This is a genomic window from Paenibacillus sp. FSL K6-1096, assembly GCF_037977055.1.
Taxonomy (GTDB): domain Bacteria; phylum Bacillota; class Bacilli; order Paenibacillales; family Paenibacillaceae; genus Paenibacillus_AQ.
This window is the reverse complement of the sequence record NZ_CP150274.1, coordinates 4,035,837-4,060,820: the sequence shown is the minus strand read 5'-3', so window position 1 is coordinate 4,060,820 and position 24,984 is coordinate 4,035,837. Positions and strand designations below refer to the sequence as shown.

21 protein-coding genes and 1 pseudogene are annotated in these 24,984 nt (G+C 57.3%); 9 read left to right on the top strand and 13 right to left on the bottom strand.

From position 1 onward, the window contains the following. Nucleotides 1-139: 139 nt before the first annotated feature. Nucleotides 140-760 carry a hypothetical protein gene (locus tag MHI24_RS18120; RefSeq protein WP_340020927.1) on the bottom strand — a complete coding sequence of 207 codons (621 nt, stop codon included), beginning with the start codon at nt 758-760 and terminating at the stop codon, nt 140-142. After that, on the bottom strand, nt 757-4,302 hold the full coding sequence (locus MHI24_RS18115; protein ID WP_340020926.1) for a PAS domain S-box protein: 3,546 nt from the start codon (nt 4,300-4,302) through the stop codon (nt 757-759). Before MHI24_RS18115 ends, MHI24_RS18120 begins: the two co-directional genes overlap by 4 nt. 306 nt (nt 4,303-4,608) lie before the next feature. Between MHI24_RS18115 and MHI24_RS18110 the strand changes: the two genes are divergently transcribed. From MHI24_RS18110 to MHI24_RS18100, 3 genes are all read left to right on the top strand, one after another. After that, complete coding sequence (locus tag MHI24_RS18110; protein WP_340020925.1) at nt 4,609-5,430, top strand: hypothetical protein; 822 nt, start codon at nt 4,609-4,611, stop codon at nt 5,428-5,430. 122 nt (nt 5,431-5,552) lie between these two features. Then, nucleotides 5,553-6,659, top strand: coding sequence for a glycosyltransferase family 4 protein (locus MHI24_RS18105; RefSeq protein WP_340020924.1), 1,107 nt, complete (start codon nt 5,553-5,555; stop codon nt 6,657-6,659). Between the two features lie 249 nt (nt 6,660-6,908). After that, the gene (locus tag MHI24_RS18100; RefSeq protein ID WP_238650686.1) at nt 6,909-7,235 is read left to right on the top strand and encodes a P-II family nitrogen regulator; all 327 of its coding nucleotides are present in this window, start codon (nt 6,909-6,911) and stop codon (nt 7,233-7,235) included. 202 nt (nt 7,236-7,437) lie between these two features. Here MHI24_RS18100 and MHI24_RS18095 read toward each other — a convergent pair whose 3' ends face one another. After that, a complete protein-coding gene (locus MHI24_RS18095) occupies nt 7,438-8,679 on the bottom strand; it encodes a DUF445 domain-containing protein (protein WP_340020923.1) in 1,242 nt (413 codons plus the stop codon). Between the two features lie 233 nt (nt 8,680-8,912). Here MHI24_RS18095 and MHI24_RS18090 point away from each other — a divergent pair, with 233 nt between their 5' ends. Continuing rightward, a complete protein-coding gene (locus MHI24_RS18090) occupies nt 8,913-9,788 on the top strand; it encodes a Cof-type HAD-IIB family hydrolase (RefSeq protein WP_340020922.1) in 876 nt (291 codons plus the stop codon). Between the two features lie 424 nt (nt 9,789-10,212). After that, nucleotides 10,213-12,588, top strand: coding sequence for a UvrD-helicase domain-containing protein (locus tag MHI24_RS18085; RefSeq protein WP_340020921.1), 2,376 nt, complete (start codon nt 10,213-10,215; stop codon nt 12,586-12,588). 332 nt (nt 12,589-12,920) lie between these two features. Here MHI24_RS18085 and MHI24_RS18080 read toward each other — a convergent pair whose 3' ends face one another. The 6 genes and pseudogenes from MHI24_RS18080 to MHI24_RS18055 form a co-directional block, all read right to left on the bottom strand. Further along, complete coding sequence (locus tag MHI24_RS18080; RefSeq protein WP_340020920.1) at nt 12,921-13,157, bottom strand: hypothetical protein; 237 nt, start codon at nt 13,155-13,157, stop codon at nt 12,921-12,923. A gap of 114 nt (nt 13,158-13,271) precedes the next feature. Beyond that, entirely contained in the window at nt 13,272-14,048 is a 777-nt protein-coding gene (locus MHI24_RS18075; RefSeq protein ID WP_340020919.1) for an ABC transporter permease, read from the bottom strand. Between the two features lie 17 nt (nt 14,049-14,065). Then, nucleotides 14,066-14,854: an ABC transporter ATP-binding protein gene (locus MHI24_RS18070; protein ID WP_340020918.1), complete on the bottom strand. Its 789-nt coding sequence runs from the start codon at nt 14,852-14,854 to the stop codon at nt 14,066-14,068. A gap of 22 nt (nt 14,855-14,876) precedes the next feature. Further along, entirely contained in the window at nt 14,877-15,905 is a 1,029-nt protein-coding gene (locus tag MHI24_RS18065) for an ABC transporter substrate-binding protein (RefSeq protein WP_340020917.1), read from the bottom strand. Further along, the gene (locus MHI24_RS18060) at nt 15,902-17,350 is read right to left on the bottom strand and encodes an aryl-sulfate sulfotransferase (RefSeq protein ID WP_340020916.1); all 1,449 of its coding nucleotides are present in this window, start codon (nt 17,348-17,350) and stop codon (nt 15,902-15,904) included. Before MHI24_RS18060 ends, MHI24_RS18065 begins: the two co-directional genes overlap by 4 nt. A gap of 42 nt (nt 17,351-17,392) precedes the next feature. Then, a pseudogene (locus MHI24_RS18055) lies at nt 17,393-17,901 on the bottom strand (MarR family transcriptional regulator). Between the two features lie 277 nt (nt 17,902-18,178). On the opposite strand from MHI24_RS18055, the gene MHI24_RS18050 reads away from it, so the two are divergent. Further along, a complete protein-coding gene (locus tag MHI24_RS18050) occupies nt 18,179-18,781 on the top strand; it encodes an RNA polymerase sigma factor (RefSeq protein ID WP_340020915.1) in 603 nt (200 codons plus the stop codon). After that, nucleotides 18,747-19,898, top strand: a complete 1,152-nt coding sequence (locus MHI24_RS18045; RefSeq protein WP_340020914.1) for a DUF4179 domain-containing protein — start codon at nt 18,747-18,749, stop codon at nt 19,896-19,898. The genes MHI24_RS18050 and MHI24_RS18045 overlap by 35 nt, the downstream gene beginning before the upstream one ends. Nucleotides 19,899-19,996: 98 nt before the next feature. Here MHI24_RS18045 and MHI24_RS18040 read toward each other — a convergent pair whose 3' ends face one another. From MHI24_RS18040 to MHI24_RS18030, 3 genes are all read right to left on the bottom strand, one after another. After that, nucleotides 19,997-21,118 carry a hypothetical protein gene (locus MHI24_RS18040; protein WP_340020913.1) on the bottom strand — a complete coding sequence of 374 codons (1,122 nt, stop codon included), beginning with the start codon at nt 21,116-21,118 and terminating at the stop codon, nt 19,997-19,999. A 96-nt stretch (nt 21,119-21,214) separates the two neighbouring features. After that, complete coding sequence (locus MHI24_RS18035) at nt 21,215-22,693, bottom strand: ATP-binding protein (protein WP_340020912.1); 1,479 nt, start codon at nt 22,691-22,693, stop codon at nt 21,215-21,217. After that, nucleotides 22,690-23,382: a response regulator transcription factor gene (locus MHI24_RS18030; protein ID WP_340020911.1), complete on the bottom strand. Its 693-nt coding sequence runs from the start codon at nt 23,380-23,382 to the stop codon at nt 22,690-22,692. The genes MHI24_RS18035 and MHI24_RS18030 overlap by 4 nt, the downstream gene beginning before the upstream one ends. A gap of 190 nt (nt 23,383-23,572) precedes the next feature. On the opposite strand from MHI24_RS18030, the gene MHI24_RS18025 reads away from it, so the two are divergent. Beyond that, entirely contained in the window at nt 23,573-23,983 is a 411-nt protein-coding gene (locus tag MHI24_RS18025) for a hypothetical protein (RefSeq protein ID WP_340020910.1), read from the top strand. Nucleotides 23,984-24,134: 151 nt separating this feature from the next. Beyond that, nucleotides 24,135-24,392 (top strand): hypothetical protein, encoded by a 258-nt coding sequence (locus MHI24_RS18020; RefSeq protein ID WP_340020909.1) that lies wholly within the window; start codon nt 24,135-24,137, stop codon nt 24,390-24,392. Nucleotides 24,393-24,406: 14 nt separating this feature from the next. Here MHI24_RS18020 and MHI24_RS18015 read toward each other — a convergent pair whose 3' ends face one another. Beyond that, nucleotides 24,407-24,916, bottom strand: a complete 510-nt coding sequence (locus MHI24_RS18015; RefSeq protein WP_340020908.1) for a helix-turn-helix domain-containing protein — start codon at nt 24,914-24,916, stop codon at nt 24,407-24,409. Nucleotides 24,917-24,984 lie beyond the last annotated feature (68 nt).

Sequence of the window (24,984 nt, the reverse complement as noted above, 5' to 3'; positions counted from 1 at the left end):
ACCGCCTCCTTTACCCTTACCTCAATATATGGCCTTGATCCCGGGAATTTCACTGCAAGCCTATGTATCAGGTGTATACATATGAGATTTTAGCGCACCCGTGCCGTTTGTGCAAACGTTTGAATTTGAGATTTCAATTTCATGGAGGCCCTGCGGGGATGTTCAGCGATACCATGGTAATGATCCGCTTGTTCGCCTCATAAGAGATCCGCCGTTCTCTGCCCGGAGTATATCCCCCGCCCCGATGCCGCATTCCGTTGTCATGAACAAGCAGCGTACAGGAGCCGTCCTGCTCATCCTCATAGCCGATTCCGAGGACCCAGTGATAATCATAGACATACCTGCCCCGCCAGCGCAGGCTGAACCACTTATCGAACTTCAGCGCTACGGGCCGCGCAGCATCGATCTCTTCCTTATAGCGGCCAATGTCATTGAACAGGGATATCTTCACAGGCGTAGAGCGGCCATATCCAGGAGGAGCCGCCTGATGGATGTAAGCCCTGAGACCTCTCGCGAAGCTGCGTGCGCTCATTCCCCAGGGCGTTCCGCCATGATGGGTATAGATATAATTGATCTGCTCCGCTCTGGAGCCGAAATGGCGGATGCCGGGCACAAACAGCCTGCCCTGATGCGAATGCCAATATTCCGCAAGCGCAGCCATGGTCGCCGGGCCGCAAGCCGAGGCGGGGGAGGCCACACCAGTCTCCCACTGTGTATACGCCTCTGCATTAATCCGCTGCCCGGAAGACCCGCGGCTCATGAAATCACCCGGCGGCTGCGGCACTTCTTCAATATCCGGTCAATATCCGCAGTCAGAAACGGTTTGCTGACAAAATCATCCATCCCCGCCGCACGGCAGCGTTCCCGGTCCTCTTCCCGGGCATAGGCAGTTACTGCCGTGATGAACGGCTGATATTCAAGCGGAGCCTCACGGCGGATGCTGTCCGCTGCCGTAAGGCCGCTCATCCCCGGCATCTGCACATCCATGAATACGAGATCATACGGCTCATGGAGAACCGCCTGCAGCGCCGCTTCGCCGTTATCCACCAGATCAGCGGTGTAGCCTCTTTTGCCCAGAATCGTCAGCAGCAGCTTCTGGTTCACAGGGTGGTCCTCCGCGATCAGTATGCGCATGGGACCATAATCGGCCTCAGGCCACCGTCCCCGGACCGGAACCGGCCACTCACTGCCCGCTGACGTCTCCGCCCGGCCGAGTTCAGCCTCCGCACGTGCCTGTTCAGCAAGCTCTTCCCTTGCCGGCTCAGGCTCACCGGACCCTTCCTCTTCTTCTGCCGGGCTGCCCTCCGGGTCTAGGTCCACCGGCAGGGTGAAGTAGAAGTCAGAGCCTGACCCCACCTCGCTCTCCACGCTGATGGCCCCGCCCATCAGCTCAACCAGCCGCTTGCAGATGGCGAGGCCCAGCCCGGTTCCCCCATACTTGCGGTTGATGGACGGATGGAGCTGGGAGAAGGACTGGAACAATAGCGGCTGCTTCCCGGGAGGGATGCCGATCCCTGTATCCCTTACGCTGAATCTCAGGGCCAGCTTGCGGCTCTCCCCGCAGAATTCCGCATCCAGCCGGATAGCGACCTGTCCCTTCTCCGTGAACTTAACGGCATTGCTGACGAGGTTCACCAGCACCTGGCGCAGGCGGGCAGCATCGCCCATAATCAGCTCCGGCACATCGCCGGCGATCCGGCAGGAGAGCTCAATATTCTTTTCCCGCGCCTTGGGCATGAACAGTTCCGTAATGCTGTCGAGCAATTCCCGCAGGCTGACCGGTTCGCAGGAGAGTGTCATTTTACCGGCTTCAATCTTGCTGAAATCCAGAATCTCATTAAGAATATACAGCAGGGATGTGCTGCTCGCGCTGATAATCTCGGCATACCCCCGCTGCTCCTCATCCAGCTCCGTCTCGGCCAGCAGATCGGTCATGCCTATAATGCCGTTCATCGGGGTACGCAGCTCATGGCTCATAATCGCCAGGAACTCGGATTTGGCCTGGTCCGCCTTCTCCGCCAGCTCCTTCGCCCGGATAATCTCCTGCTCATCCGTGATGTCGCGGAAGACAACAACCGCACCCTTGCGCTCGCCCTTATCGAACAGAGGAGTCACCTGATACTCGGCCAGGAAGCTGGAGCCGTCCTTGCGCCACAGTACCGCCTCCTTGCTCTGATAGGACTCCCCCGCCTGTACTGCCCGGATCAGAGGCGATTCCTCCGGCCGGTAATGATTGCCGTCAAGCGCAGTCTGCTGAATGTGGTCCAGGTAATGGCGGCCGGTAATCTCGTCTTGCCCGAAGCCCAGCATATGCGCGCCCGCAGGATTAATGAAGGTCACTCTGCCCCCGTTATCCAGACCGAAGATCCCCTCAGATACCGCATTGAGGATCAGGGTATAATCATTGCTCAGCTTCTCAATCTGCTCGGTGTACCGGATGTGATCCGTGATATCACGGGAGATTCCGTATACTCCTACAACCTCATTATCCACAACAATAGGAATATTGATCGTATTGATCTCCACCGTGTGCCCGTCTTTGTGGATCAGCGTCAGGTCATAGCTCTGCGGCTCCCCCCGGCTGGCAAGGCCGAAGTGATGCAGCGTTTTTCCTATATCCTTCTCGGCGACCAGCGGTCCGAAATAATTGCCCAGCAGCTCCTCCAGCGAGTATCCGCTCAGCTTCTCCAGATTGGCGTTCGCCGTCAGGTAATCCCCCTGCAGATTCATGGAATATACTGCCGCAGGGTTATACTCGAACAGGGATTTGTAGCGTTGCTCGCTCTCCTGCAGCTTCGATTCAAATTGCTTGCGTTCTGTAATATCGCGGCCAACCGCAATAACCTCTGTCTTCCGGCCCTGCCCGTCAAAAATATACCGGCTGTTCGTTTCAAACCAGATGTAGGTGCCGTTCTTGTGACGGTAGCGGTAGACAGCAGGCGGAATAATGCCCGATTGCTCGCTCTCGGCCATCTGGTCCATAATCATCGCCCGGTCATCGGGATGCAGATAATCGTAGGCACTGGTGCCGATCATCTCTTCCGGCTCATAGCCGAGCAGGGACAGGCTGGCCGGAGAGCAGTACAGGAAGATACTGTCTTTAATCGAATGGCGGGAGATCAGATCGAGAGAGTTCTCCGACATCAGCCGGAAGTTCCGTTCGCTCTCCCGCAGCTGCTCCTCCATGAGCATACGCTCGGTAATATCCTGCATCATGCCGAATAGCCTAATCGGCTGCCCTTCCGGCCCGCGGATGACGTCCCACTGAACATGCACCATCAGGACCTGCCCGTCCGGCAGAATCATCCGGTACGCCGTATTCCCGGGTTCGCCCTGCTGTACAGCCCGCGCTACGGCGTCCTGCAGGATCTGGATATCTTCAGGGTGAACCAGCTCCAGATACTCTGCCTGATTCACATCTCCAGAATGTACAGCATACTGTAAAATGCGCCGCAGCTCCTCAGAGAACATGATTCTCTCTTTCGCCAGATCCCAGTTCCAGGCGCCTATTCTCGCCACCCGCTGGGCTGACGCCAGCGCCTCCTCATTCTCCTTGCGCCGGGTGACGTTGCGGCCGATTCCCATAATCCGGGTGATCTCACCCTTCTCATCACGGACCTCATGGAAGGATGTCTCGAACCATAGATAATGGCCCTCCTTGTGGCGCAGGCGGCGGATGGAGATATTGTTCTCCAGCAGACCTCCGGAGCTGTTGATTGCTTCAGCATCATCCGGGTGATAGAATTCTGCGCGGTTCCTGCCGATAATCTCCTCCGGAAGATACCCGATCTGGGAGTAGGAGGATGGTGATATGAAGGTTATCGTTCCGTCCGGCAGGGAGAATATGATCATGCTCTGTTCATCTTTGATGAAGAGATTGTACAGATCAAGGCTGTCCACCGTCACCTGGTCGGCAATTTTGCGGTCGGTCACATTCTGTGCGTATACCATAATATGCTGCTCCGCACGCTGCCCGCCGGCCGGAATAAACGTCAGCGAGAGCCATAACGGGTGTCCGCCAGGACCGCGGAAGCGGTACTCCCTCTGCAGGGGTTGCCCCTGCAGCCGGCCAAGCTCTTCCGTGACACCCTGAATAGAGAACGGCTGCCCCTCCTCCTGCACAATCCCGCTGCAGCCGGAGCGTTCTCCTGAGAGCCAATCGGCTTCGCTGCAGCCCAGCATATTGCAAAACGCAGGGTTCACCTTCACCCATTCCCCATCGGGAGACAGTACAGCCATCCCCACCGGAGATAACAGGAAAGCTTGATCCAGAATACTTCTATGTTCAGCCAAGTGATCCATTACATACGGCCTCCTTCTCTTCCGGGTCCGGCGCTTCAGCTGGCCCTCTGTTATCCTTCGCTTCCCAATCTGTCCTCACAGTATACGCCAAGAAGACTAAGGAACAAAATCGGCAGACCTCTTACCTGCAAGCAAAGTTTAAATTGAAAATATTGACTATTCTAGCAGCACCCGCTATATTAAAAAGTATATCTATATTCATGACTCGTTACGCTGGAAGCACCCGTAATAGAGGCCTGTTGGCCTTTGCTGCGGGTGCTTTTTGGCGTTATCCGGGCCATGGAAACATCCATGAGGAGGAATAGAATGAAGAATCTGCGCAATGCCGTCCCTCTGCTGGTGCTGTCCCTGCTGCTGGTGCTGGTCCCCTTGGCCGGCCAGGCTGCCGCCTCAGCAACGGTGATTACCTCATCCGTTGAAGCTTCCTTCGGCCTGACGGCAGCAACGGCGGACAGTGCCGGCCGGGCCAAGCTGAACGGTCTGTTCAGTGAGCTTAAGCTCCTGTCGGGCCAATATGACCGCCGGGAGGCTGAGATCCGGTCGCTGCATGATCAGAATACAGCGGCGCTGAAGACAGCCAAGGAAGCAGTCAAGAATATAGATTTGGCTGCCATCACCCGGCAGAGCGCAGCTGTCACCAGCGCCAAGGCACGCTATCAGCCGCTGTTCGACCAATACAGTGCGCTGAACAAGCGCATCTCCCTGCTCAAAGGCCTGAAGGACAAGACGCTGAATTCAGTACTGAGGGCCCAGTCTGAAGCGATGAAGCTGCTGGTGCAGGCGGCCCGTCAGGACATCCGTGACAAGGAGGCACTGTTGAAGGCCACCAAGGCCACCCGGACCCGCAAGGTCGCGGCTGTCCGCAAGACGCTGGCCGGCATGGACAGCCTGCAGAGCAGGATCAAGTCGCAGAGAAGCGCAGCGGCTGCGCTGAACAAGCGGCTGACCGCCGACTGGAGCGACTTCAAGGCCGCGATCCGCAAGAAGAATTCATCCTTGGCCGGCCAATCCTTGTCGTCAGCGGTGTCCGGATACCGGCAGATTGCAGCCTGCAAATTGAAGATTATAGAGCATGAGCAGGCAGTTGCCGGAGTGATTGCCGCTGCCCTGAAGCAGGCCCGCAGCTGAAGCGGCGGAATTCCGGCAAGGTCCGCCAGGTTTCTTGCCGCTCCAGTAGCTTCAAGGGGGATGAGCGCATATGTTAGGTAGAGAACAACTACCTTTGGTTCGGAGCAGGAGGAGCAGCCACAATGCGTATCTGCATGATTGCACCGGAGCAGTTCCCGGTTCCCGGGGACGGCTCTGTGGAGATTTGTCTCTGGAATATCGCCCGGCGGCTGGCGCGTAAGCATCAGGTGACCATCGTGAGCCGGAGGGCCCCCGGACTCCCGGACACCGCCGAGATGGAGCAGGTCCGGTTCGTCCGGCTGCCCTCCGGCACCCCTGCAAGGTACCGCAGCTCCGTTCTGGCATACCTCAGGGCAGCGGAGCCGTTCGATCTTCTTCAGATCGATAACCGGCCGCTGCTGGCGGCTGCCGTGAAGCGGCAGCATCCCGGTACTCCGGTGCTGGCCTACCTTCATTCCCTGACCTTCGTGCCGCCTGGAGCCCGGACGGCCCGCAGCCTCGCTCTGGCCGATGCAGTCGCGGCGAACAGCCGCTCTCTGGAGCAGCGGCTCGCCTCGCGGTTCCCCGCCATCCGGCGCAGGCTGCGCCTCGTGCCTCTGGGAGCGGACCTGTCGCGCTTCCGCCCCCCGCAGCCGCAGGAGAAGGCCAGCCTGCGGGCGGTGCACAGCCTGCCCGCAGGCTTCACCGTCCTGTTCGCGGGCCGGGTTATCCCGCGCAAGGGCGTGCCCGTGCTGCTGCGGGCCATGCACCGGCTGAAGCAGCACATGCCCTGCCACCTGCTTATCGCCGGCAGAGGAAAACCGCCTTATGTGCGGCAGCTGAAGGCACTTGCCCGGCGGCTGGGTGTATCTGTGTCGTTCCTGGGCAATATCCCGCACGGGGAGATTCATACGCTGTATCAGGCCGCCGACTGCTTCGTCTGCCCTTCACAGCAGCATGAATCCTTCGGCCTGGTCAATGTTGAGGCGATGGCGTCCGGACTGCCGGTGATCGCCTCCAGCAACGGCGGCATCCGGGAGATTATTACCTCCGGCCACAACGGTTATCTGGTGAAGCGGTACAGGGACCCGGCTGCTTTTGCCGGCCGTATGCTGCAGATCGCCCGCAATCCGGCGCTGGCTGCCAGAATCGGGCTGCAGGGAAGAACGGATGCTCTGGAGCGGTTTGAATGGCAGCATACCGCAGACTTGCTGGAGCATCTCTACCTGGAGCTGGTGCCCCCCCACTAGCCGGGGGAAGCTCCGGCCAGGGCTGCTCCGGCGGTACGGGCGGCTGGATTCGGCCGGATGCGGCCGGGATTGGCCGGGATGCGACATTATGTAATACAGATTTTGTGATCCTTCTCGCAGGATGCAGCCGCACATATTCTTATACTAAACATGTAAGCGGTGCCACTAAACAATGCATAGCAGACCAGCCACCAGGATTGGCAACCCCCTACAACACACACTTATCCGCTGTAGAAAGGGTGCATCATTATGTTAATGATCAAAGCGATCGTAAGACCTGAGAAAGCCGACGAAGTTATGGCCGAGCTGCTGCTGGCCGGCTTCCCCTCCATCAGCAAAATGGATCTGCTCGGACGCGGCAAGCAAAAGGGTATCCAGGTCGGGACCAACCATTACAATCAAATTTCCAAGAAGCTGCTGATGATTGTGGTCCAGGATGATGATAAGGATGACGTAATCAGTATTATTATGCGCACGGCCAGAACCGGAGAGCATGGCTCCTTTGGCGACGGCAAAATCTTCGTCCTGCCGGTTCAGGAAGCCTACACGATCAGTAACGGCAAGAACCTGTTGTAGCAAGTGGAAACGGCGATGCCGTCCTTTTTAAGGACGGTACCCCTTTCAGCGAGAAGTATAAGGACAAGTTATCGTGTGGAACATATAAATTCTATATTTCAAAAAGAGGCAGCAGAGCCGCCCGCCGGTCCCCGCTCTCAAGCGACGGTCCGGGAATGCTCTGCTGCCTCTATGTGTGCTAAGCCGTATTCCGGGTCTTCCGTTAGAATAGTTGAATTACGGTCAGGCCAAGCCCTACCACGAATCCGCACACCGCTCCGTTAACGCGAATCCACTGCAGGTCCTTGCCGATCTTCTCCTCCAGCATTTTCACCAGAGAAGCATCATCCATCTGGTCCAGGTTCTCCTTGACCAGATGTCCGATCCGGTAATGATTAGCTTCCACGAAGGAAATCAGTGTACCGCGAATCCGGTCCTCGGTAGTCTGAAGCCATTCCTTCTCCTGGCTGATGCGCCGGACCAGGAGCGCATACAGCCGCAGCAGCTTCCGGCCGCCCCCGGCCTGATCCTCTTCAATCAGCGTAACCGCCCGGCTGCGCAGCCCTTCGAGCTGCTCCAGCAGAAATGCCGCAGCCGCTTCCCCCTGAAGCTCAGTCAGCGCCCAATTCTTCAGCGAGCCGATCAGCTCTTCATTGCTCATCAGTTGGAACAGCGCGACCCGGATCTCGCGGATCACTTGCTCCCGGTTAGGGTTATCCTCCTGCTTGAAGTCACGGATGGTGGACTGCACCATGCCCTGGAGCATTTCACCCAGCATGTCGGCATCGACGAATCCGACAAAGGCCTGGAAGGCCATCCCCTTCAGCCCGCCCAGCTTCACCTCGGCCAGCTTCTCGCTGGCGATTCTGCCCAGCATGGCCCGCGTCTCCGGCCGCGCGCTCCAGGAGGAGATGCCCTCCAGCGCATAATCCAGAGCCGCGACATCCCGGTTGTCATTCATCAGGCGGGTCGCTATTTGGTCCGCAGCCTCCCCGAGCTTCGCTTCACGCAGATAGGCCGCGGCAGCCGATTGGATAAGCGGAACCGCCTTCTCTGCGGGCAGCCGCAGCACGAAGCCCTTCAACTGCTCCAGCAGCTCCGCTCTGGCGCTCCTTCTGGAGAAGTACCGGGTCAGCGCAGTAGCTCCCAGTGCTATGATGTTGATTCTGCGCAGCTTGTTCTCAATGCTCTCCTTGTTCAGCAGCTCATTCTCCATGGCAGAGATTAGCGACTGGACCAGCTTATCGCGGTTCTTCAGCAGCAGCGAGGTATGCGGAATCCGCAGTCCCAGCGGATGGCGGAACAGGGCCGTCACGGCAAACCAGTCGGCAATCCCCCCGACAAGCCCCGCCTCAAACCCGCCTCTCAGCAGAATCACCGCCAGATTCTCCGGCAGAAATAAGGTGAACAGGAAACCGCAGGCCATCACGGCCAGCGATATCGTAGCTAGATTTCTGGATTTCATCAGTAATTTATCCCCCTTACATAAACGGCCACAGGTGGCTGACCCACCCGTTTCAGGTCTGCTTTTCATTGTACCACGGGGGAATGCCTTTCTGAAAATCTGCACCAGGCCGTAAACTGGACAGACATGAAAACTGCATTTACAATTTTCAGATAATTAATGATAAGATACAGGCAGAACCTGCAATACCCTTGAAAATACTACAATGACGTATAGAACAGGAGACCAACACTATGCTGATTGCACTGGATATGGACGGAACACTGCTGAACGGGCAGGGGGAGATCAGTCCCGAGAACAAAGAGGCTATCCTTCACGCACAGAGCCTTGGACATACCGTTATCATTGCTACCGGGCGCGCTTATATGGATGCGGAGCGCCAGCTGCGGCTGGCCGGTCTGGAGTGTCCTGTGGTGAGTCTGAATGGTGCCGTTGTTACGCTGCATGACCGCACTGTAGCCGCAAGCACACCGCTGAACAAAGAGGATATTATTCCGGCCCTCCGCTGGATGAACGGCATTGACGACTTATATTATGAGGTGTACACCCAGGATAACGTGTATGTAGAGCTGGATAAGCGGGTACAACTGGAGAAGAAGCTGACTTCGCTCAAAGAGGATGAGGTGCCTGAGGAATACCGCTGGCTGGTGAAGGCCATGATTGAACAGCAGTTCCGGCAAGCGGCGGTAACCTATGTGGAGAGTATGGAGGAAATCTGGAGCGACGGGGAGCAGTTAATCTACAAGACACTGGTCTTCTCCCTGAACCGTGAACGGCTGAAGGAAGCCTCCACCCGCTTCGCCGCGATTCCCGGCCTGATCATTACCGCATCGCATATCAGCAATATCGAGATTAACCATGAAGAAGCGAACAAAGGCGCCGGGGTACAAAAGCTCGCTGACCACTACGGCATTCCTGCCGGACAGGTGGCGGTGATGGGAGACAGCTACAACGATCTGCCGATGTTCGAGATGGCGGGGTACAAGATTGCTATGGAGAATGCAGCCCAGGTGCTGAAGGAGGCGGCCGACTTCGTTACATTAAGCAACACACAGCATGGTGTAGCGGCAGGAATACAGCATCTGCTGAATCTTCAGAGCAACGGGTAAAAAGCTTAAACAGCCTTCAGGCGAAGGCTGTTCTTCCTAGCGGCGCTTGGTGTCTGAGCGCTGAATGAAACACAAGGATATCGCGCCCAGGTTAAGTATAAGAAACAGGATAACCGTTAACCGCTCGGCTGTAGTTAACTCCGTGAGAATTGGAATAAACATATGTTTCCCTCCAGACCTAATTTAATAGTGTGGAACTTGATCGCCGCCCCCGGAACCGCTGGCCTGTAAGCCTGCCTTTCCCGGACTGCCGGACAGCTGTCTTGTCCAATATATTAACTTCGAATGTCAAAAAATGGACTTTATGATAAATGGCGTTATTTCGGGTGAATCCTCTCATTCTTTGTGCAGAAAGTCCCGGGCAATGGTATAGTGGATACTGGCCAAAACGGCCCAAGAAGTTGAAGTTAACGAAGGTGATTACATGAACAAGCTTGCATTTCATAATATTCCGCTTGGAGCGACCGGCGAGACCATCCCGCAGGCCAAGGTGGCCCCGGCCCGGACGAGCCGGGACACAGTGAAGCCGGAGGACCGCGATGCGGCCTACTTCCGCAGGCTGGAGGAGGGCGGCATCCTGCTGAATCCGCCGCAGATTGCAGCGGTGCGGCATCATCTCGGGCCGCTGCTGACGCTGGCTGGCGCAGGCTCCGGCAAAACCTCGGTGCTGATCTGCAGAACCGGGTATTTGCTGTCTGTACGGGGCATAGCCCCTGGCCGCCTGCTGCTGTTGACCTTCTCTAGCAGGGCTGCGGCCGAGATGCGCGAGCGGATCGCCCTGCTGCCCGGCGTAAACGAGGGGGATGCCGCGCGCCTTGCGGCACGGACCTTCCACTCGTTCTTTCTGTATTTCCTGCGGCGGCAGGGGCTGCGGCAGGAGATTTTCCACGAGACCCGCCGCCAGCATATTCTGCTGAAGCAGATTATGCGCGAGCTGGGGCTGCCGAAGGATGCTTATCCTCCCGAGAATCTGCTGATGGTGCTCTCCGGCTGGAAGATGAACCTGGGCCTGCCCTGGCAGCTGCCGGAGACTACGGAGGCGGAGAAGGAGATGAAGGCGATCCTGCTCCGCTACGAGCAATGGAAGAGCGATCACGCCAAAATCGACTTCGACGATGTGCTCCTGCTCGCCTACCAGATGCTCCGGGAGCGGCCGGATCTGCTGCATGAGCTGCAGCAGCAGTATCACTATGTCATGGTCGATGAGTTCCAGGATACGAACCTGCTGCAATATGAGCTGGTGAAGATGATCGCCCGCCCGCAGGACAATCTTATGGTGGTCGGCGACGATGACCAGACGATCTACTCCTTCAACGGTGCGCGCAGCGAATTCATTCTGGAGTTCGACAAGTTGTATCCGCAGGCTAAGGTGATTACCCTGGATATCAATTACCGCTCCGGCCCGGCGATTATCGGCCTCGGCAACGGCATTATCCGCCATAACTCGCGGCGCCGGGCCAAGACGCTCCTCGCCGCCCGGAGCAGCGGCATCCCGCCCCGGTATCTGCGCCCGCAGACCGCAGATGAGGAAGCTGCACAGATTGTAGAGTATATCGAACACGAGATTGGGCGGGGGGCCAGGGAATACCGCGATTTCGCCCTGCTGTACCGCGCAACAAGCAGCAACCGGGCGATCCTGGAGCTGCTGCTGCTGCACGATATTCCATATATTGATTATGGGGAAGGCCAGTTGCTCTACGAGCATTGGCTGATCTCCCCGGTGCTGGATCACTTACGCCTGTCTGTTAACCGCCGCAACTTCGCCGCGATGGAGAATATTCTGCCGACCCTGTACCTGAACCGGGACAAGGGAATGGAGCATATCCGGCGCATGGAGGCGGCGCAGGCGAAGCAGGGCCCGCTGATTCATCTGTTATCCCTGCCGGGCATCGAGGAGTTCCAGGCGGCCAAGCTGCGCGAGCGGCTGGACCTGATCCGCAGCCTGCGCGAGCTGGTGCCGGTGCAGGCGATCCGCCAGATCCGTACTCAGTTCTATGATTATTTCATAGAAGGAAGCGAACGCCACCAGGCCACGCTGCACCGCGAGACGCTGAAGGAGATGCTCGATGAGCTGGAGTCTTCGGCAGAGCGGTTCGCGACCATTCCGCAGTTCCTCGAATTCATTGACAATGTGACGGAGCGCAATGAGCTGAACCGGCAGCCGGGCCTCAAGGAGCAGGGAAACCGGATTGCGCTCATGACCATCCATAAGTCCAAAGGGCTGGAGTTCCCCGTGGTCTTCCTGATCGGGGCTTCGGAGGGAATTCTGCCGCACAGCTCCGCACTGGAGCATGACCGGCTGAAGGAGCGCAAGCCGGCCAGAGCCTCGGTAACGGTGGTTAACCCGGCCGCCGCCAGAGCCGCCGCCGAAGCAGGCATGGCGCTGCTGGAGGAGGAGCGCAGGCTGGCCTATGTCGCCGTTACCCGCGCGCGCGAGGAGCTGTTCATCAGCTCGCCGGCCAGGCACAGGGGCAAGAAAGCGGAGGTATCCCGCTTCATGCTCTCTGCCTTCCGTGCGGCGGCCCGCCCGCAGGCAGCGGGGTCGGCTGGGGCCGCCGCAACGGTCCGGACCGCTGCGGCGCGCAGCGGCCATGGGGCTGGCCCGGATGCGGGCCGGCGTCCGGGTTCTCCCGCCGGGAGAACCCACATCGTCCCGGTCTGGACCTGCACCGGCAAGGCCTGTCCAGGCTGGACGCGGAGGAAGGCGGACGGGGATGGGGCTGGTGCAAGCCCGGCCGCCAAGCGCTGCCCGCTGTGCAGCTCCCCCATGGAGCGGGGCACCCGGGAGGTCCCGGTGTAGCGGGGATGTAATCGGTTTTTCGATTACATCTGGACCCTGGGCCGATGGTTGGCCGATTGTAATCGGTTTTTCGATTACATTTGGTCCACGAGCCATCCGCTGTCCGATTGTGTTCTGATTTTCGCATACATTTGGATCACACGCGCCCACGCCACCGATTGTGTTCGAATTTTCGCATACATTTGGTCTACATGCGCCCACGCCGCCGATTGTATTCGGTTTTTCGCATACATTTGGCTCACTGGCCGTAACCAGTGAGCCCTGAACAATCATAAAGGGAGTGCCGCAACCTCTGTGGCACTCCCTTTATTTATACGGACTATTGCGGCCCCTTACGTCCAGGCCCACAGAAAGCCGTCGCGGTCCCAGGCGATCCGGCCGCCATGCAGCTTGCGGAACGCCTTCTTCACTTCCTTGGATAACGAGGTATTGCCGTTCTCGTTCACGAATACAAACTGTTCACCGAAGTTGGCCTTCACATATTCAATCGCAGCGCTCTGGTGCAGGGTTCCGGTGAACCGGATCTCCTTCACCATCCACTCCGCTACTTCCTGTGCGGTTGGTTCCATATAAAGGGAATGCTCCTTCCTGTTGATCCTGCTCGCTGCAGCTTCCCCATTATACCATGAATCCCGCCATCGCCATTCCTGCGGCTTGTTCTCAAGCCCCGGATAACGCTATCTTCATCTCCGTCCCGCCCCTGCACTGACCACACCATACCGGTAGAGCACCCTCCGGCCGAACCAGCCGAAGGCACGGTCTGTGAAGAAGCCCATGAACCCGAGGCTGATCAGCCCAACGAAGATCCAGTCGGTCCGGAAGAACAGCCGCGAATTCCAGATCAGATACCCCACCCCTTCGTTCGAGGCAATCATCTCTGCGCCGATAATCGCCATGTAGGAGGTCCCCATCGCCAGCCGCACACCGGTGAAAATATACGGAACCGTAGCAGGCACAATCACATGCAGCAGAATTTGCCATTCCCCTGCCCCCATGCTGCGCGCAGAGCGGATTTTATCCTCCTCCACCGACAGGACCCCGGTCAGGGTGTTCAGCACCACGATGAAGAAGGTGGCATACATAATCAGCGCGATCTTCGACTGCTCCCCGATGCCGAACCAGACCAGGAAGAGCGTAATGAAGGCTATCGGCGGAATGAAGCGGATGAAATTCAGGAACGGCTCGGCGAACAGGCGGATGACATGCACTTTGCCGATGATCAGCCCGGCCGGAACCGCCAGCAGGCTGCCCAGCACCCAGCCGATCAGCACGCGGTACAGGCTGACCCCGATATAATGCACCAGCGTCCCGTCCTCCACCAGCTCCCGCCCGCCCTTCAGCGTGGCCCACGGACCGGGAATAACATCCGGACCATAGAGCCAGGCGCCAAGCTGCCAGATGCCCAGTAGCGTAAGCCATAGCAGCGATACGGATACCCACTTTTTCTCAACCCATGCCATTCAGGTGTCCCCCCGTTCTATTCTTCAAAATGGCTCTGAATCCGGTTATACAGCGAGTAGAATTCAGGTGAAGCCACATCGCGCGGATAAGGCAGCACATTATCGTAGACATCGGTGATATTGGAGGCAGGCCCTGCCGACATAATGCCGATGCGTTCGCCCAGCAGCAGCGCCTCCTGAATATCATGGGTTACGAAGATCACTGTCTTGTGGGTCTCCCGCCAGATCTGCACCAGCTCCTTCTGCATCGTCCGCCGGGTCATGGCATCCAGCGCGCCAAACGGCTCATCCATCAGCAGAATCGCCGGATCATTCGCCAGCACCCGGGCCAGCTGTACCCGCTGCTTCATCCCGCCCGACAGCGCCTTCGGGAATTTGTCCTCATGCCCGTTCAGTCCGACGAGCTGGATATACCGGCCGGATATGCTGCGGCGCTCTGCCTTGGGCACCTTCTTCATCCGCAGTCCGAACTCCACATTCTCCCGCACCGTCAGCCAGGGGAACAGCGAGGAATCGGCCTGCTGGAACACCACCGCCCGCTCCCGGCCCGGCTTATTCACCTCAAGATTATCCACCCGGAGGCGGCCGCCCGATTTGGAGACGAACCCGGCGATCATATTCAGCAGTGTGGACTTGCCGCAGCCGCTCGGGCCGAGCAGGACGAAGAACTCCCCGCCCTTGATCACCAGATTCACATCCTTGATAATGTAGTGAACGTCCCCGGCCGCCGGCTCGCCATAGCTCTTATTCAGCTGCTCCATATGAATGGCATGCTGCCTTACCGTTGGTGTAGCAACTACAGACATGGGGCACCTCCTGTGAAATCATTTATTTGCTGTACGTCACTTTATCCGGCAGCGCCTGCTTCAGCGGCTCCAGCCTGAGCTTGCTGTTCAGGTCAAAGTCCTGCGCGATAATCCCTGTATCCACCATATACTTCTTCTGTCCGGCAAGACTGTCATAGGCAGCCTGGGTGAAGCCCACCTTCCACGGATTGGTTGGCAGGTCCTTCAGCGTCGCTTCCTTCGGCTGCTTCACTTCCTTGAACATCAGCTCCGCCACTTCCTGCGGGTGTGCCTGCACATAGGCCGAGGCTTCATCCACCGCTGCCAGGAAGGCCCCAATGCCTTCGGCATGGTCCTGTACATAAGCATCCGCAGCAACAATTCCCATACCCAGGCGGACCGGAGTCTTGGACATATCGGTCAGCTCATGCACGCCCTCCAGCGCTGCCAGCTTATCGGTCAGGGCCGAACCGCTGAACCAGGCGGCATCGACATCTCCCTGCTTCAGGGCAATGAAGGCTTCATCGAACGCTCCCTGTCCGGTAAGCTTCACATCGCTCAGCGCGATGCCCTGCTCCTTCAGATATTCGTCCCACAGATACGGCAGGAAGGTGCCGCGCAGGAAGCTCAGATTCTTGCCCTTCAAATCAGCCGCCGACCGGATCTCGTCCCTGGCGTACAGCTTCCATACGGCCGCAGCCTGATCAGTGGCCTGGCCAGCCGAAGCAATAATCGAATAGTCGCCCTTGGCAACGGCGTTCAGCACCGGAAAGTCCGCACCGAAGGCCACATCCACCTGCTTGATGAACAGCGCATTGACGCCCTCCGCCGGAGTCCCGAAGTTGATGATCTCGGCATCGATGCCGTGGCTCTGGAAGATGCCCTTACTAAGCGCTACGCGGAAGGTCGGATTCGTGTTGATATCAGCAATCCTGATCTTCAAGGCCTTCTGTGCACCGCTGCCGCCTCCGGCAGATGCTGCTGCGTCCCCCTTGGAGCTGCAGCCGGCGAGTACCAGCAAGAGAGATAAGGATAAGAGCAGGAGGGCTGAGCTGTACCATGATCTGGTCAACGGGGTACACCTCCTTCATCCGTAGTAGCTACACAAGCCGCCCCCTCTGTAAAAGGAAGGGTTGTCGCCACCCGCACGACCGAATCCGTTCCCTTCGGCGCGGCGCCCGGCACCCTGAAGCTGGAGACATCGAGCGGTTCGATGGCAAGCTCCTGCGGCTCCGCCAGCTGCGGCACCCAGGCATATGGCACACGGTACGAACGGTAGACCATATTCGTATTGCGGCGGTCCCTGTACGGGGAGATATATTCCCAGACCAGCTCATGTGCTGCCGTCACCTCGAACAGCCGCCCGTTGGAGCCTTCGGTAATCAGTGTGTTGCCGTTCGGAAGCCGCTGCGCCGAGCTGATGTACGGGCTGTAGAACTTATAGGAATCGGTCGGGACGGAGAAGCCGGCCTCTGCCGGGGTATACTGCCACTCTATCGCAAGCGTTACCGGGTTAATCTCCAGCACGCGCGAGTGGTCGCGCAGCGCATTCTTCTGGCCGAAGGGCGAAGCCGGATTCGGCAGACCATAGCCGGCCCAGCCGCCGTTATCGAACACCAGCAGATTGCCTTCGCCCGGCAGGCCCTTCGGAATAATATGAGCGTGATGCTGGCCGATAATCCAGCCGATATGCTTCACCTCTGGCAGGGAATAATCCGGGCCGAGCCGCCAGACGACAGCCCCGCTGCGCTTGTCGGTGATCGCGATAATATTCGCCTCACGGGCATCCCAGATGATGTTGTCCGGGTGGAAGCGCTCGTCTCCCTGGTCATAGAACCGGTTCGGTCCTACATACGAAGCGGAATTGATATGCAGCCAGTCGCCTACACCGCCGCCCAGATCGCCGAAGGAGCGGCTATTGGGATCGCGGAACAGCACATTGCGCGCTGCCTGGTCGAACCCCAGCTCGGCAAAATGGTCGCTGGCGGCCCACTCCCAGAGCACATTGCCCTCCCAGTCCACTTCAATAATCGTGTCATCCAGCAGCTGCTTGTCGGAAATCTCCTTATTGTACAGATTCTTGTGGGCCAGAATCAGCGTTGTCCCGCTGTTAACCGAAGGTTCCAGCCCGGGAGCATAGTATCCGGCAGGATTGCCCTCCCGCTGGTAATCATGATGCTGGCGCGCATACCACAGCGGCTCCACTCCCGGGTCCTCGATATGCTCATACCCGTTGTATCTCCAGACTACATTGCCGTCCCAATCTACCTGCACCAGATCCACATTATCCTGAATGCCGAATTTGGGATCTCTTCTGCCTGTGCTGCCCAGGACGTAGCCTCCGGGGAGGATTTTGGCCGGGAAGCCGATCAGGCCCTGCCATAGATGCACTTCCTTGCCGTTCATATCAATCAGCACTACGCCTTCGTCGCCTGCCTGGAATACGGTGTAGCCGCTCCATGCCTTGCTTGGGTTATATACGGTTGCCCCTGTTGGATATATAGTGGAATGTCCCATGTTCATCTCTCCTAATCATTTGTATAGTATCCTCTTCATTCCTCAGTAGCTAAGATAATTATTCTTCACCTCTGTGCGTTGCTTCTGTTCAGGCCCGGCGGGCGGGGGAGCAGCAGCGTTCTCCTGTGCCAGCTTCAGCAGCGTATCCGCGAATCCATCCAAATTGCTGATGATCCGCTCATAGAAGCGGCTCTGCTGCTCCAGCTCCTCGTCCGTGAAGCCCTGCCGTTGCGCTCCACCATCTCCCGGCCGCAGGCGGTAATATCCAGCAGCACCGTCCGGCGGTCATCCTCCTTGCGCCTGCGCACCGTATAGCCGCCGGCCTCCAGCTTGTCACTCAGCGCTGTGATGGCGCCTGAGGTGAAATCCAGCTCCTCCGCCAGATCGCTGAGCCGCTGCTCCCCGTCGCGGATGATTTTGTGCAGAATCAGCATTCCCGGCAGGGCCACGCCCTCCACGCTTACGCGGTCACGCTCCTTGACGAACCTGCGCACCATTTTACGGAACAGATGATCCGCTGCCGCCAGCCGCTCCCACTGTGTATTCTCCATACGCTCTCTCCTCTGCTGTCGGTTCAGGCAACACAAAAAGGCCCCGGAAACATCCCTTATACGGGAATATCTGCGGGAGCCTTTGGCGGTCCAATCAGCTCAAGTATTGTCCATCGTGTTATTCTTTCACTGTTCATTTAATTAGTGGTGAAGTATTGCTGTTATCATATACCCCTTAAACCCACCTGTCAAGTATGAATTTAAGTTAAATAAAATCATGTCACAAAACACGGCTCCCGTGTTGTTATATAGGTATCAAGCCAAAGGAGGTGAAGCAGTGCAATCGACCGTCCCCGGGGAAACGGACGACAGAAACTCCAGGATTGAGAATGCAGTAGCGGCTGTGAAGGCAGGAGACAAGCAGTCCTACGAGATCATTATCAAGCAGTTTCAACGTCAGATTTATACCTACTGCTTCTATATTCTAAAGAACCATACCGAAACCGAAGATGCTGTCCAGGATATCTTCATCCGTGCTTATGCGAACCTTCACCGTTATGGCAGCAGCACTTCCTTCTCAGCCTGGCTGTACAAGATCGCATACCACCATCTGATCAATCTGAAAAAGAAGCAAAGCCGCTGGCTCCGGTTAGTCGAGCATTTCAAAGAGAGCCAGCAGCAGCAGCAACTACAGGTACTGCCAGCCGAATCTGTAACCTCAGAGCTGCTGACCTATCTGACCGCTGAAGAACGCCATATCCTGCTTCTAAAAGCGGTGGAGCAATATACCTTTGACGAGATCAGCGGGATCATGGGGCTTAAGGCCTCTACAGTCCGCAAGAAATATGAACGGCTGCGCAGAAAGCTGCTGGAGCGCGTAAGCCATAAAGAAGGAGCGAGGATGCATGGAACAATATCCGGGGCGAACAAGACATCCTGAAATGGATGCCATTGAACAGAATATCCGGGAGTCCGTCAAGCCGGACCTGGAGTTGAGCACGATCATTATGAACAAGATTGGAGAGAATGAAATGAGCAGAGTCCATAGAATAAGAGCGGCTAAGACCACGCCAGGGATACTCAAGAAAACAGCGGTTGCCGCAGCGGTCGCCGGAGTGCTGAGTGCAGGCATTCTGGGTGCAGGCTTCGTGTCGCCCGTCATGGCTGATACACTGAAGAAAATTCCGGGGATCGGCGTCCTGTATCAGGGGACAAGCCCGCAGTCCGTGGAGCTGGCGATGAGCCAGGGGATCTTATCCCAGCCCGGATTGAGCGTCACCCATGACGGGGTTACTCTGAAGCTGACAGATCTGCTCTATGACGGGACGCGGCTAAGCTTCCAGCTGGAGCATGAGGGCGGACTGGATCTGTCCGGCGAAACTTCTATGGGGCAGTTGATTGAGCACCCGGTCGTTTTGGCTGACGGGCAGAAGATTAAGTTCACTTCGGGAGGATTCGGCGATATTCCTTATCAGGATAATGCCTATCGCGGAGAGCTGACTGGTGATCTGAATCTGCCGGATGCGTTCACGCTGACGATTCAAGTCAAGGTCAAGAATGTAAATGAAACCTTTGAATTCACGGCTCCGGTTAAAATAATGGATAACGCCGTGGTAGCCACTCCGAATATCACCAAAACGGAAGGCTCCTTCAGCTACACGGTCGAGCAATTGAAGGTGACGCCGGTATCCACCCGCCTTGTGCTGAGCAGCCAGGGTGAGGTGCCGCAATCTCCAGAGCAATCCGGCGACTATCATGCCAGCATGATGTACTATGAGCTTGTAGATGACCAGGGGAATTCGATTGACCCGAATCAATACGGATTCTTCAGCAGCAGACCGAAGACAGAATATCATCTGAATGAGCTGTATCCTCCGTTTGCTGACACGCCGAAGACCATCACCATCAAGCCGTATACATTAACGGTGAAGAACGATGACTTCAGCATTGTCGGGCAGAAGCACGACAGTATAGGCAACTTCCTGCCGGGACGCGAGAATCTGGGCAAACGCACGTACCTGAAGAATCTGGAGACTACGATTACCCTCCAGCCTTAATACTGGCAACATAGCTGCTCCCCTCATAAAAGCAAGGCTGTCCCCGGTAGCCATACTCGGCTTCTGCGGGACAGCCTTTTGCTTGTGGCGGAATAAGGTTACGACAGGCTGACCACATAGGTCAGAAACTGATAGACATTGTCCTTCAGCATTGTGGTTGTGGCCAGCAGCTTCTTGCCGGAGGGGCTCCAGTGCAGCAGATCAGCCACATGAATATCATTCAGGACGGGGGTCTGTTCCCCGGTCTCCACCCTGGTAATGAACAGGTCCTGCTGGTCATCGGCAGAGCCGGACGCAGTGACCGCATACGCCAGCAGTTGGCCGTCCGGCGACCAGCTGGTGCCGAATATCTGCTGTCCTGAGGCTACCGAAGACTGCTCATTGCCCTCGCTGTCGCAGAGCTTCAGTGTCATCTCTCCCCGTCCGGTACGTTCCACAATGGCAAGCCTGCTCCCGTCCGGGGACGGGACGGCCCAGACGACGTTTTTGCTCAGCACCTTGGTCTCTTTCGTAACGGTATCGTAAGCGCTAAGCTGGCTGTCTTCCCCTGTGACGTAGAGAATCCGGCTGCCCGTCTGAACCACCTCATGCACGTAAGCGATGCCTGTCTTCAAGAGGGTCTCCTGCTTGCCGGACACATCTGCGCTTATAATATTGCCCTCCATATCAGGAAAAATCACATGCCCGTCATCCGCCCACTTTCCCTCCTCAATCCGAAATTCCGCATTGCTTACCTTCACCTTAGCGCCGCCGGCCAGGTCCATGATATATCCGATCCCTGTCATCTCATACATCTCTTTGAAGAATACATGCTTCTTGTCAGGGGACAGCTGCGGCGCGCCATAGTTCAGCTCCCCCTCCTGCAGGGGCGCTTCTTCTCCGGTGGAGAGGGTATGCAGGTAGAGATTGAGCGGATAAAGCTCCTGTCCTTCAATGACCTGTGCGGGCAGACTGCGGTTCTCGCGGGTCACGGCCATCACATCCTCACTGGCGAAGTCCGTCCCCCGCACTCCCTCCACCTTGCGGATGCCCGCAAGCTTCAGCTCCGTGTAGACCGGTTCGCTGGTATTATCGAGGACGGTTATCTTCTGGCCGGACTTCTCCACCACCTGCCGCGTGTCTGTATCCTCCGCCGCACAGCCGGCCGCAGACAGCAGTACAGCCCCGCAGAGCAGGATGCTCCAAGCCTTGCCGCGTAATCTGTTCTTCTCCGAATTCATGTTCAGGCTCCCCTCCTGCTCTTGATGCTTCAAGCATACCTGATGCTTATTTCCAAACTGCACACCGATTGTATCCAAGTTGTAAACATGTGCCCGTCAAGTGACCAGCGGAAAAGACAGCTCAAACGCCGCTCCCCCGCCCGAAGTATCCAGCAGAGCAATGGTCCCGTTCTGCTTCTCCACCAGATTGCGGACCAGGGACAGCCCCAGCCCCGTCCCGCCCGAAGCTCTCGAACGGTCACGGTTGACCGTGTAGAAGGGCTCAAAAATCTTCTCCCGCGAGTCCTCCGGGATACCGATTCCCGAATCCTCCACGGTAATCCATACCCGCTGATCCCTTACCTCGCTATGCAGATGAATGCTGCCCTCAGGGACATTATATTTGATTGCATTATCCAGCAAATTGATGAAGATATGCATGAAGCTCTCCCGGTCGATCCAGATATGCGCAGACTGGGCGTCCAGGGTGACCGTCAGTCCATACCGCGCCGCTTTGCCGCGCATCCGGCCGCAGATATCCCGCAGCGCGCTCCCGACCTCCAGCAGCTCCGCCTGGGATTCAAAATCATATTTCTCCAGCGCCGTAAGCTGCAGCACCTTCTCCACCATCTCGTACAGCCGCTCCGTCTCCTTGGCAATATTAATCTTGGCGTCATGCAGCAGCTTGGGGTCATCGTCATACATATTCAGCAGATCGACGTATGCCTTGATTGAGGTCAGCGGGGTCTTGAATTCATGGCTGATGTTCCCGATGTACTGCTTCTGCTGCTGCTCCAGCGCCTGCAGCTTCTCGACAGCGAGCTGCAGCTTGCGCCGTTCTTCATCCTTGGCGGCTATGCTCTGCTCAATCTCCCGGCTCATGAAGTAGATGCCCTCGGCCAGCTCGCCCAGCTCATCCTTGCGCTTCACCGGCGGAGCCGTGATATAGTCGGCCCGGCGGATATCCTCCGCCGACTTCTTCAGCCGCCCGATAGCCGCAGCCGCCCGGTTGAAGTACAGATAACCGAGGATGAAGCTGAACACCAGCACCGCGCCGCCTGTGGTCAGGAACAGATTCCGCAGCGTCTGCTGGAAGCTGCGCGCGCCCTCCAGCGAATATTGCAGCTGGACTACGCCCATCTGTCCTTCCGGCCCCTGAAGCGGGGCCAGGTAGAACAGCCGGTTGCCTTCACTCTGGTAGGCGACCTTGTTGTTTAGCGCATAGCCCAGCGCCGCGCTGACATCCGGCTTGCCCGCATCCGGCCCGGGCCCGCCCTCGCCCTGCGCCGAGGTGCCCGCCTGCCGGCCCCGGCTGTCATACAGAGTCACCTCCAGGCCGGTGAACCCGGCCAGCTCCGCCGCCAGCGCCTTGCCCCGCTGCTGCATGAAGTCCTGCGGCGTGAGGCGCGCGCCGGTATAATAGGTCTGCTTCACACGCAGATTGACCGTCGTGACATGCTGGGCCAGAATGCGCTCGGTCTGGATCAGCTCATTGCGCTCCACGCCGCGCAGCACGAAGTAGCTCAGCACGCCGACAGCCAGAATGAGCAGCACCGCCAGGAACAGGCTGAACTTCAGCTTGATGCTGATCCTCATGGGTAGCTCCCGGCCGGCACAGCCTTATAGCCGACACCGTAGACGGTTTGCAGGATATTCTGGTAGGGCTCGCCCAGCTTTTTGCGCAGACGCTGGATATGGATGTCCACGGTGCGCGTCCCTCCGGCGTAGTCCATATCCCACACCTGCTCCAGCAGCTCCTCGCGCATATAGACCCGCTGCGGATGCGAGAGCAGCAGATGCAGCAGGTCGAACTCCTTCGGGGTCAGCTCCAGCGGCTCCCCGCTAAGCTCGGCGCTGCGGCGGTCCGGGTACACCTGCAGGAGGCCGTATTCCAGCCGCTCGCTGCGGGCCTCCGGCGTGTTCTTCTCCAGCCGGCGCAGCAGCGCTTTGACCCGGGCGAGCAGCTCACGGATCTCGAACGGCTTGGTCATATAATCGTCTGCGCCCAGCTCCAGACCGACAATTTTATCAACAATATCGTTCTTAACCGTCAGCAGAATAATGCCGAGATCATCCCGGTCCTCCAGCTTGCGGCAGACATCATATCCGCTCAGCTTCGGCATCATGACATCCAGCACCAGCACATTCGGGCGGAAGGTATTCACCTTACCCAGCGCTTCCTCGCCGTCACCGGCGGTATCGACCTCATAGCCTTCCCGCCGCAGCGCGTAGGCAATCGCACTCACAATGGCCGGCTCGTCGTCGACGACCAGTATTTTTCTCATAGATGACTCATCCTTCCGTGTGTGCTTGTCCGGTGAAACCAGGGGTCGGCCCAAGCTTTAGGTTATCTTTAAGAAGACTTAAGCTTCATTTCAGTATTATTGGTTAAACTGTAGATAGCTAAAGTTCACTAGCCGCCGTAAATCGTAAGCCTTAACAATATAACCTTAACGCGAAAAGAGGATAACAACAATGCATATAAAACATATCAATATTCAGCGTGTCGTGATCGTCGGAACGATGGTTGTCGCGATGTCGTTCGGAGGAACGGCCTGGGGCAAGCCGGCTTTACATACCCTGCCTGTAGCGAAATGGTCCACCTCAGACGTGGCCGATACCGATGAGCTGCTGGATGCCCTGAACCTGAACACCTCCTCCGATGAAGAGCTGTACGACGAATTGTATGAAGGCAAATCCCTGCAAGCGATCGCAGAAGAGAACGGCGGCAATGTCACGCAGGTCATTAACCTGCAGGTCAAGCAGCTGACGCAGCAGCTCGAAGCCAGACTCGCCAGCGGCAGCATCACCCCGCAGCAATTCACCGCACAAAAGGCCGAGCTTAGAGAGATTGTGGCGCAGAGTGTGCTGACTTCGTTCGGGTGAGCGAATTCGGTTGACGTAAAGAGATCATCCAATCGGCTGGATATGAAAAAAGCTGTCTCACATGCAGAATTCTGCGGCGGGACAGCTTTTTTAATGTGCGCTATTAAGTTGCTCGTCTGGCCTGTTGCCTCTGCGCCGGTATAATGCGAATGTGTTCGGTTTTTCGATTACATTCGGCCCGCGCGCCTTCTTCCGGCCCAATGTGTTCGGTTTTTCGATTACATTTGGTCCGCGCGCCTTCTTCCGGCCCAATGTGTTCGATTTTTCGATTACATTTGGTCCGCGCGCCTTCTCCCAGCCCAATGTGTTCGGTTTTTCGATTACATTTGGCCCGCGCGCCTTCTCCCAGCCTAATGTATTCGATTTTTCGATTACATTTGGCACGGATTCACTCGCCGCGCTGATTTAAGATAACTTGCAGATCTATTGGTCCCATGCTCCCGTAGAGCAGAACTCGACCTTAAGGCCGGATGTGCCCGTTACGTCTTCGAGAATTGGTACAATTAAGTCCGAATACCGTTGATATAACCACTCTGCAGCAAAGCGGCTCGGGCTGTAGATACAGTAGCTCTCCTCCACAAGCCTCCCCTTCGTGCCCTTGAACCAGGTGTTGAAGCTGGGTGGCGAGATGCGGCCTTGGATGCGTTCTAAGGCCTCTGTCCAGACCTTATCCGGCAGCTCGCTGGAAGGGCTAGTTCTCTCAGAAGCTGAACCGCCGCTGATGCTCTCCCCTAACAGAAGCTCCTCCACCGACTTCCCTGAGACCTGTCCAAGCTTCAGTAGTACCGCGATATCCGGCAGACAGTCCCCCTGCTCCCACTTGGAGACCGCTTGATGGCTTACGCCTAATAAGCTGGCCAGCTCTGTTTGTGTCAGGGATAGCTCCTTCCTTAAATTCAATATATTTCTGGCGGCTCTGCCATTGTCTATCACTAGAAATTCCCCTCCCCTACCATTACTCAACCAAGCCAATAGTAGCATAGAGGGGCTGAAACGGAAAT

What these genes read in the sequence shown, in the direction of transcription:
- MHI24_RS18120 (WP_340020927.1), bottom strand. Translation starts at nt 760, where the DNA reads ATGAGCCGCGGGTCTTCCGGGCAGCGGATTAATGCAGAGGCGTATACA.
- MHI24_RS18115 (WP_340020926.1), bottom strand. Translation starts at nt 4,302, where the DNA reads ATGGATCACTTGGCTGAACATAGAAGTATTCTGGATCAAGCTTTCCTG.
- MHI24_RS18110 (WP_340020925.1), top strand. Translation starts at nt 4,609, where the DNA reads ATGAAGAATCTGCGCAATGCCGTCCCTCTGCTGGTGCTGTCCCTGCTG.
- MHI24_RS18105 (WP_340020924.1), top strand. Translation starts at nt 5,553, where the DNA reads ATGCGTATCTGCATGATTGCACCGGAGCAGTTCCCGGTTCCCGGGGAC.
- MHI24_RS18100 (WP_238650686.1), top strand. Translation starts at nt 6,909, where the DNA reads ATGTTAATGATCAAAGCGATCGTAAGACCTGAGAAAGCCGACGAAGTT.
- MHI24_RS18095 (WP_340020923.1), bottom strand. Translation starts at nt 8,679, where the DNA reads ATGAAATCCAGAAATCTAGCTACGATATCGCTGGCCGTGATGGCCTGC.
- MHI24_RS18090 (WP_340020922.1), top strand. Translation starts at nt 8,913, where the DNA reads ATGCTGATTGCACTGGATATGGACGGAACACTGCTGAACGGGCAGGGG.
- MHI24_RS18085 (WP_340020921.1), top strand. Translation starts at nt 10,213, where the DNA reads ATGAACAAGCTTGCATTTCATAATATTCCGCTTGGAGCGACCGGCGAG.
- MHI24_RS18080 (WP_340020920.1), bottom strand. Translation starts at nt 13,157, where the DNA reads ATGGAACCAACCGCACAGGAAGTAGCGGAGTGGATGGTGAAGGAGATC.
- MHI24_RS18075 (WP_340020919.1), bottom strand. Translation starts at nt 14,048, where the DNA reads ATGGCATGGGTTGAGAAAAAGTGGGTATCCGTATCGCTGCTATGGCTT.
- MHI24_RS18070 (WP_340020918.1), bottom strand. Translation starts at nt 14,854, where the DNA reads ATGTCTGTAGTTGCTACACCAACGGTAAGGCAGCATGCCATTCATATG.
- MHI24_RS18060 (WP_340020916.1), bottom strand. Translation starts at nt 17,350, where the DNA reads ATGGGACATTCCACTATATATCCAACAGGGGCAACCGTATATAACCCA.
- MHI24_RS18045 (WP_340020914.1), top strand. Translation starts at nt 18,747, where the DNA reads ATGGAACAATATCCGGGGCGAACAAGACATCCTGAAATGGATGCCATT.
- MHI24_RS18040 (WP_340020913.1), bottom strand. Translation starts at nt 21,118, where the DNA reads ATGAATTCGGAGAAGAACAGATTACGCGGCAAGGCTTGGAGCATCCTG.
- MHI24_RS18035 (WP_340020912.1), bottom strand. Translation starts at nt 22,693, where the DNA reads ATGAGGATCAGCATCAAGCTGAAGTTCAGCCTGTTCCTGGCGGTGCTG.
- MHI24_RS18030 (WP_340020911.1), bottom strand. Translation starts at nt 23,382, where the DNA reads ATGAGAAAAATACTGGTCGTCGACGACGAGCCGGCCATTGTGAGTGCG.
- MHI24_RS18025 (WP_340020910.1), top strand. Translation starts at nt 23,573, where the DNA reads ATGCATATAAAACATATCAATATTCAGCGTGTCGTGATCGTCGGAACG.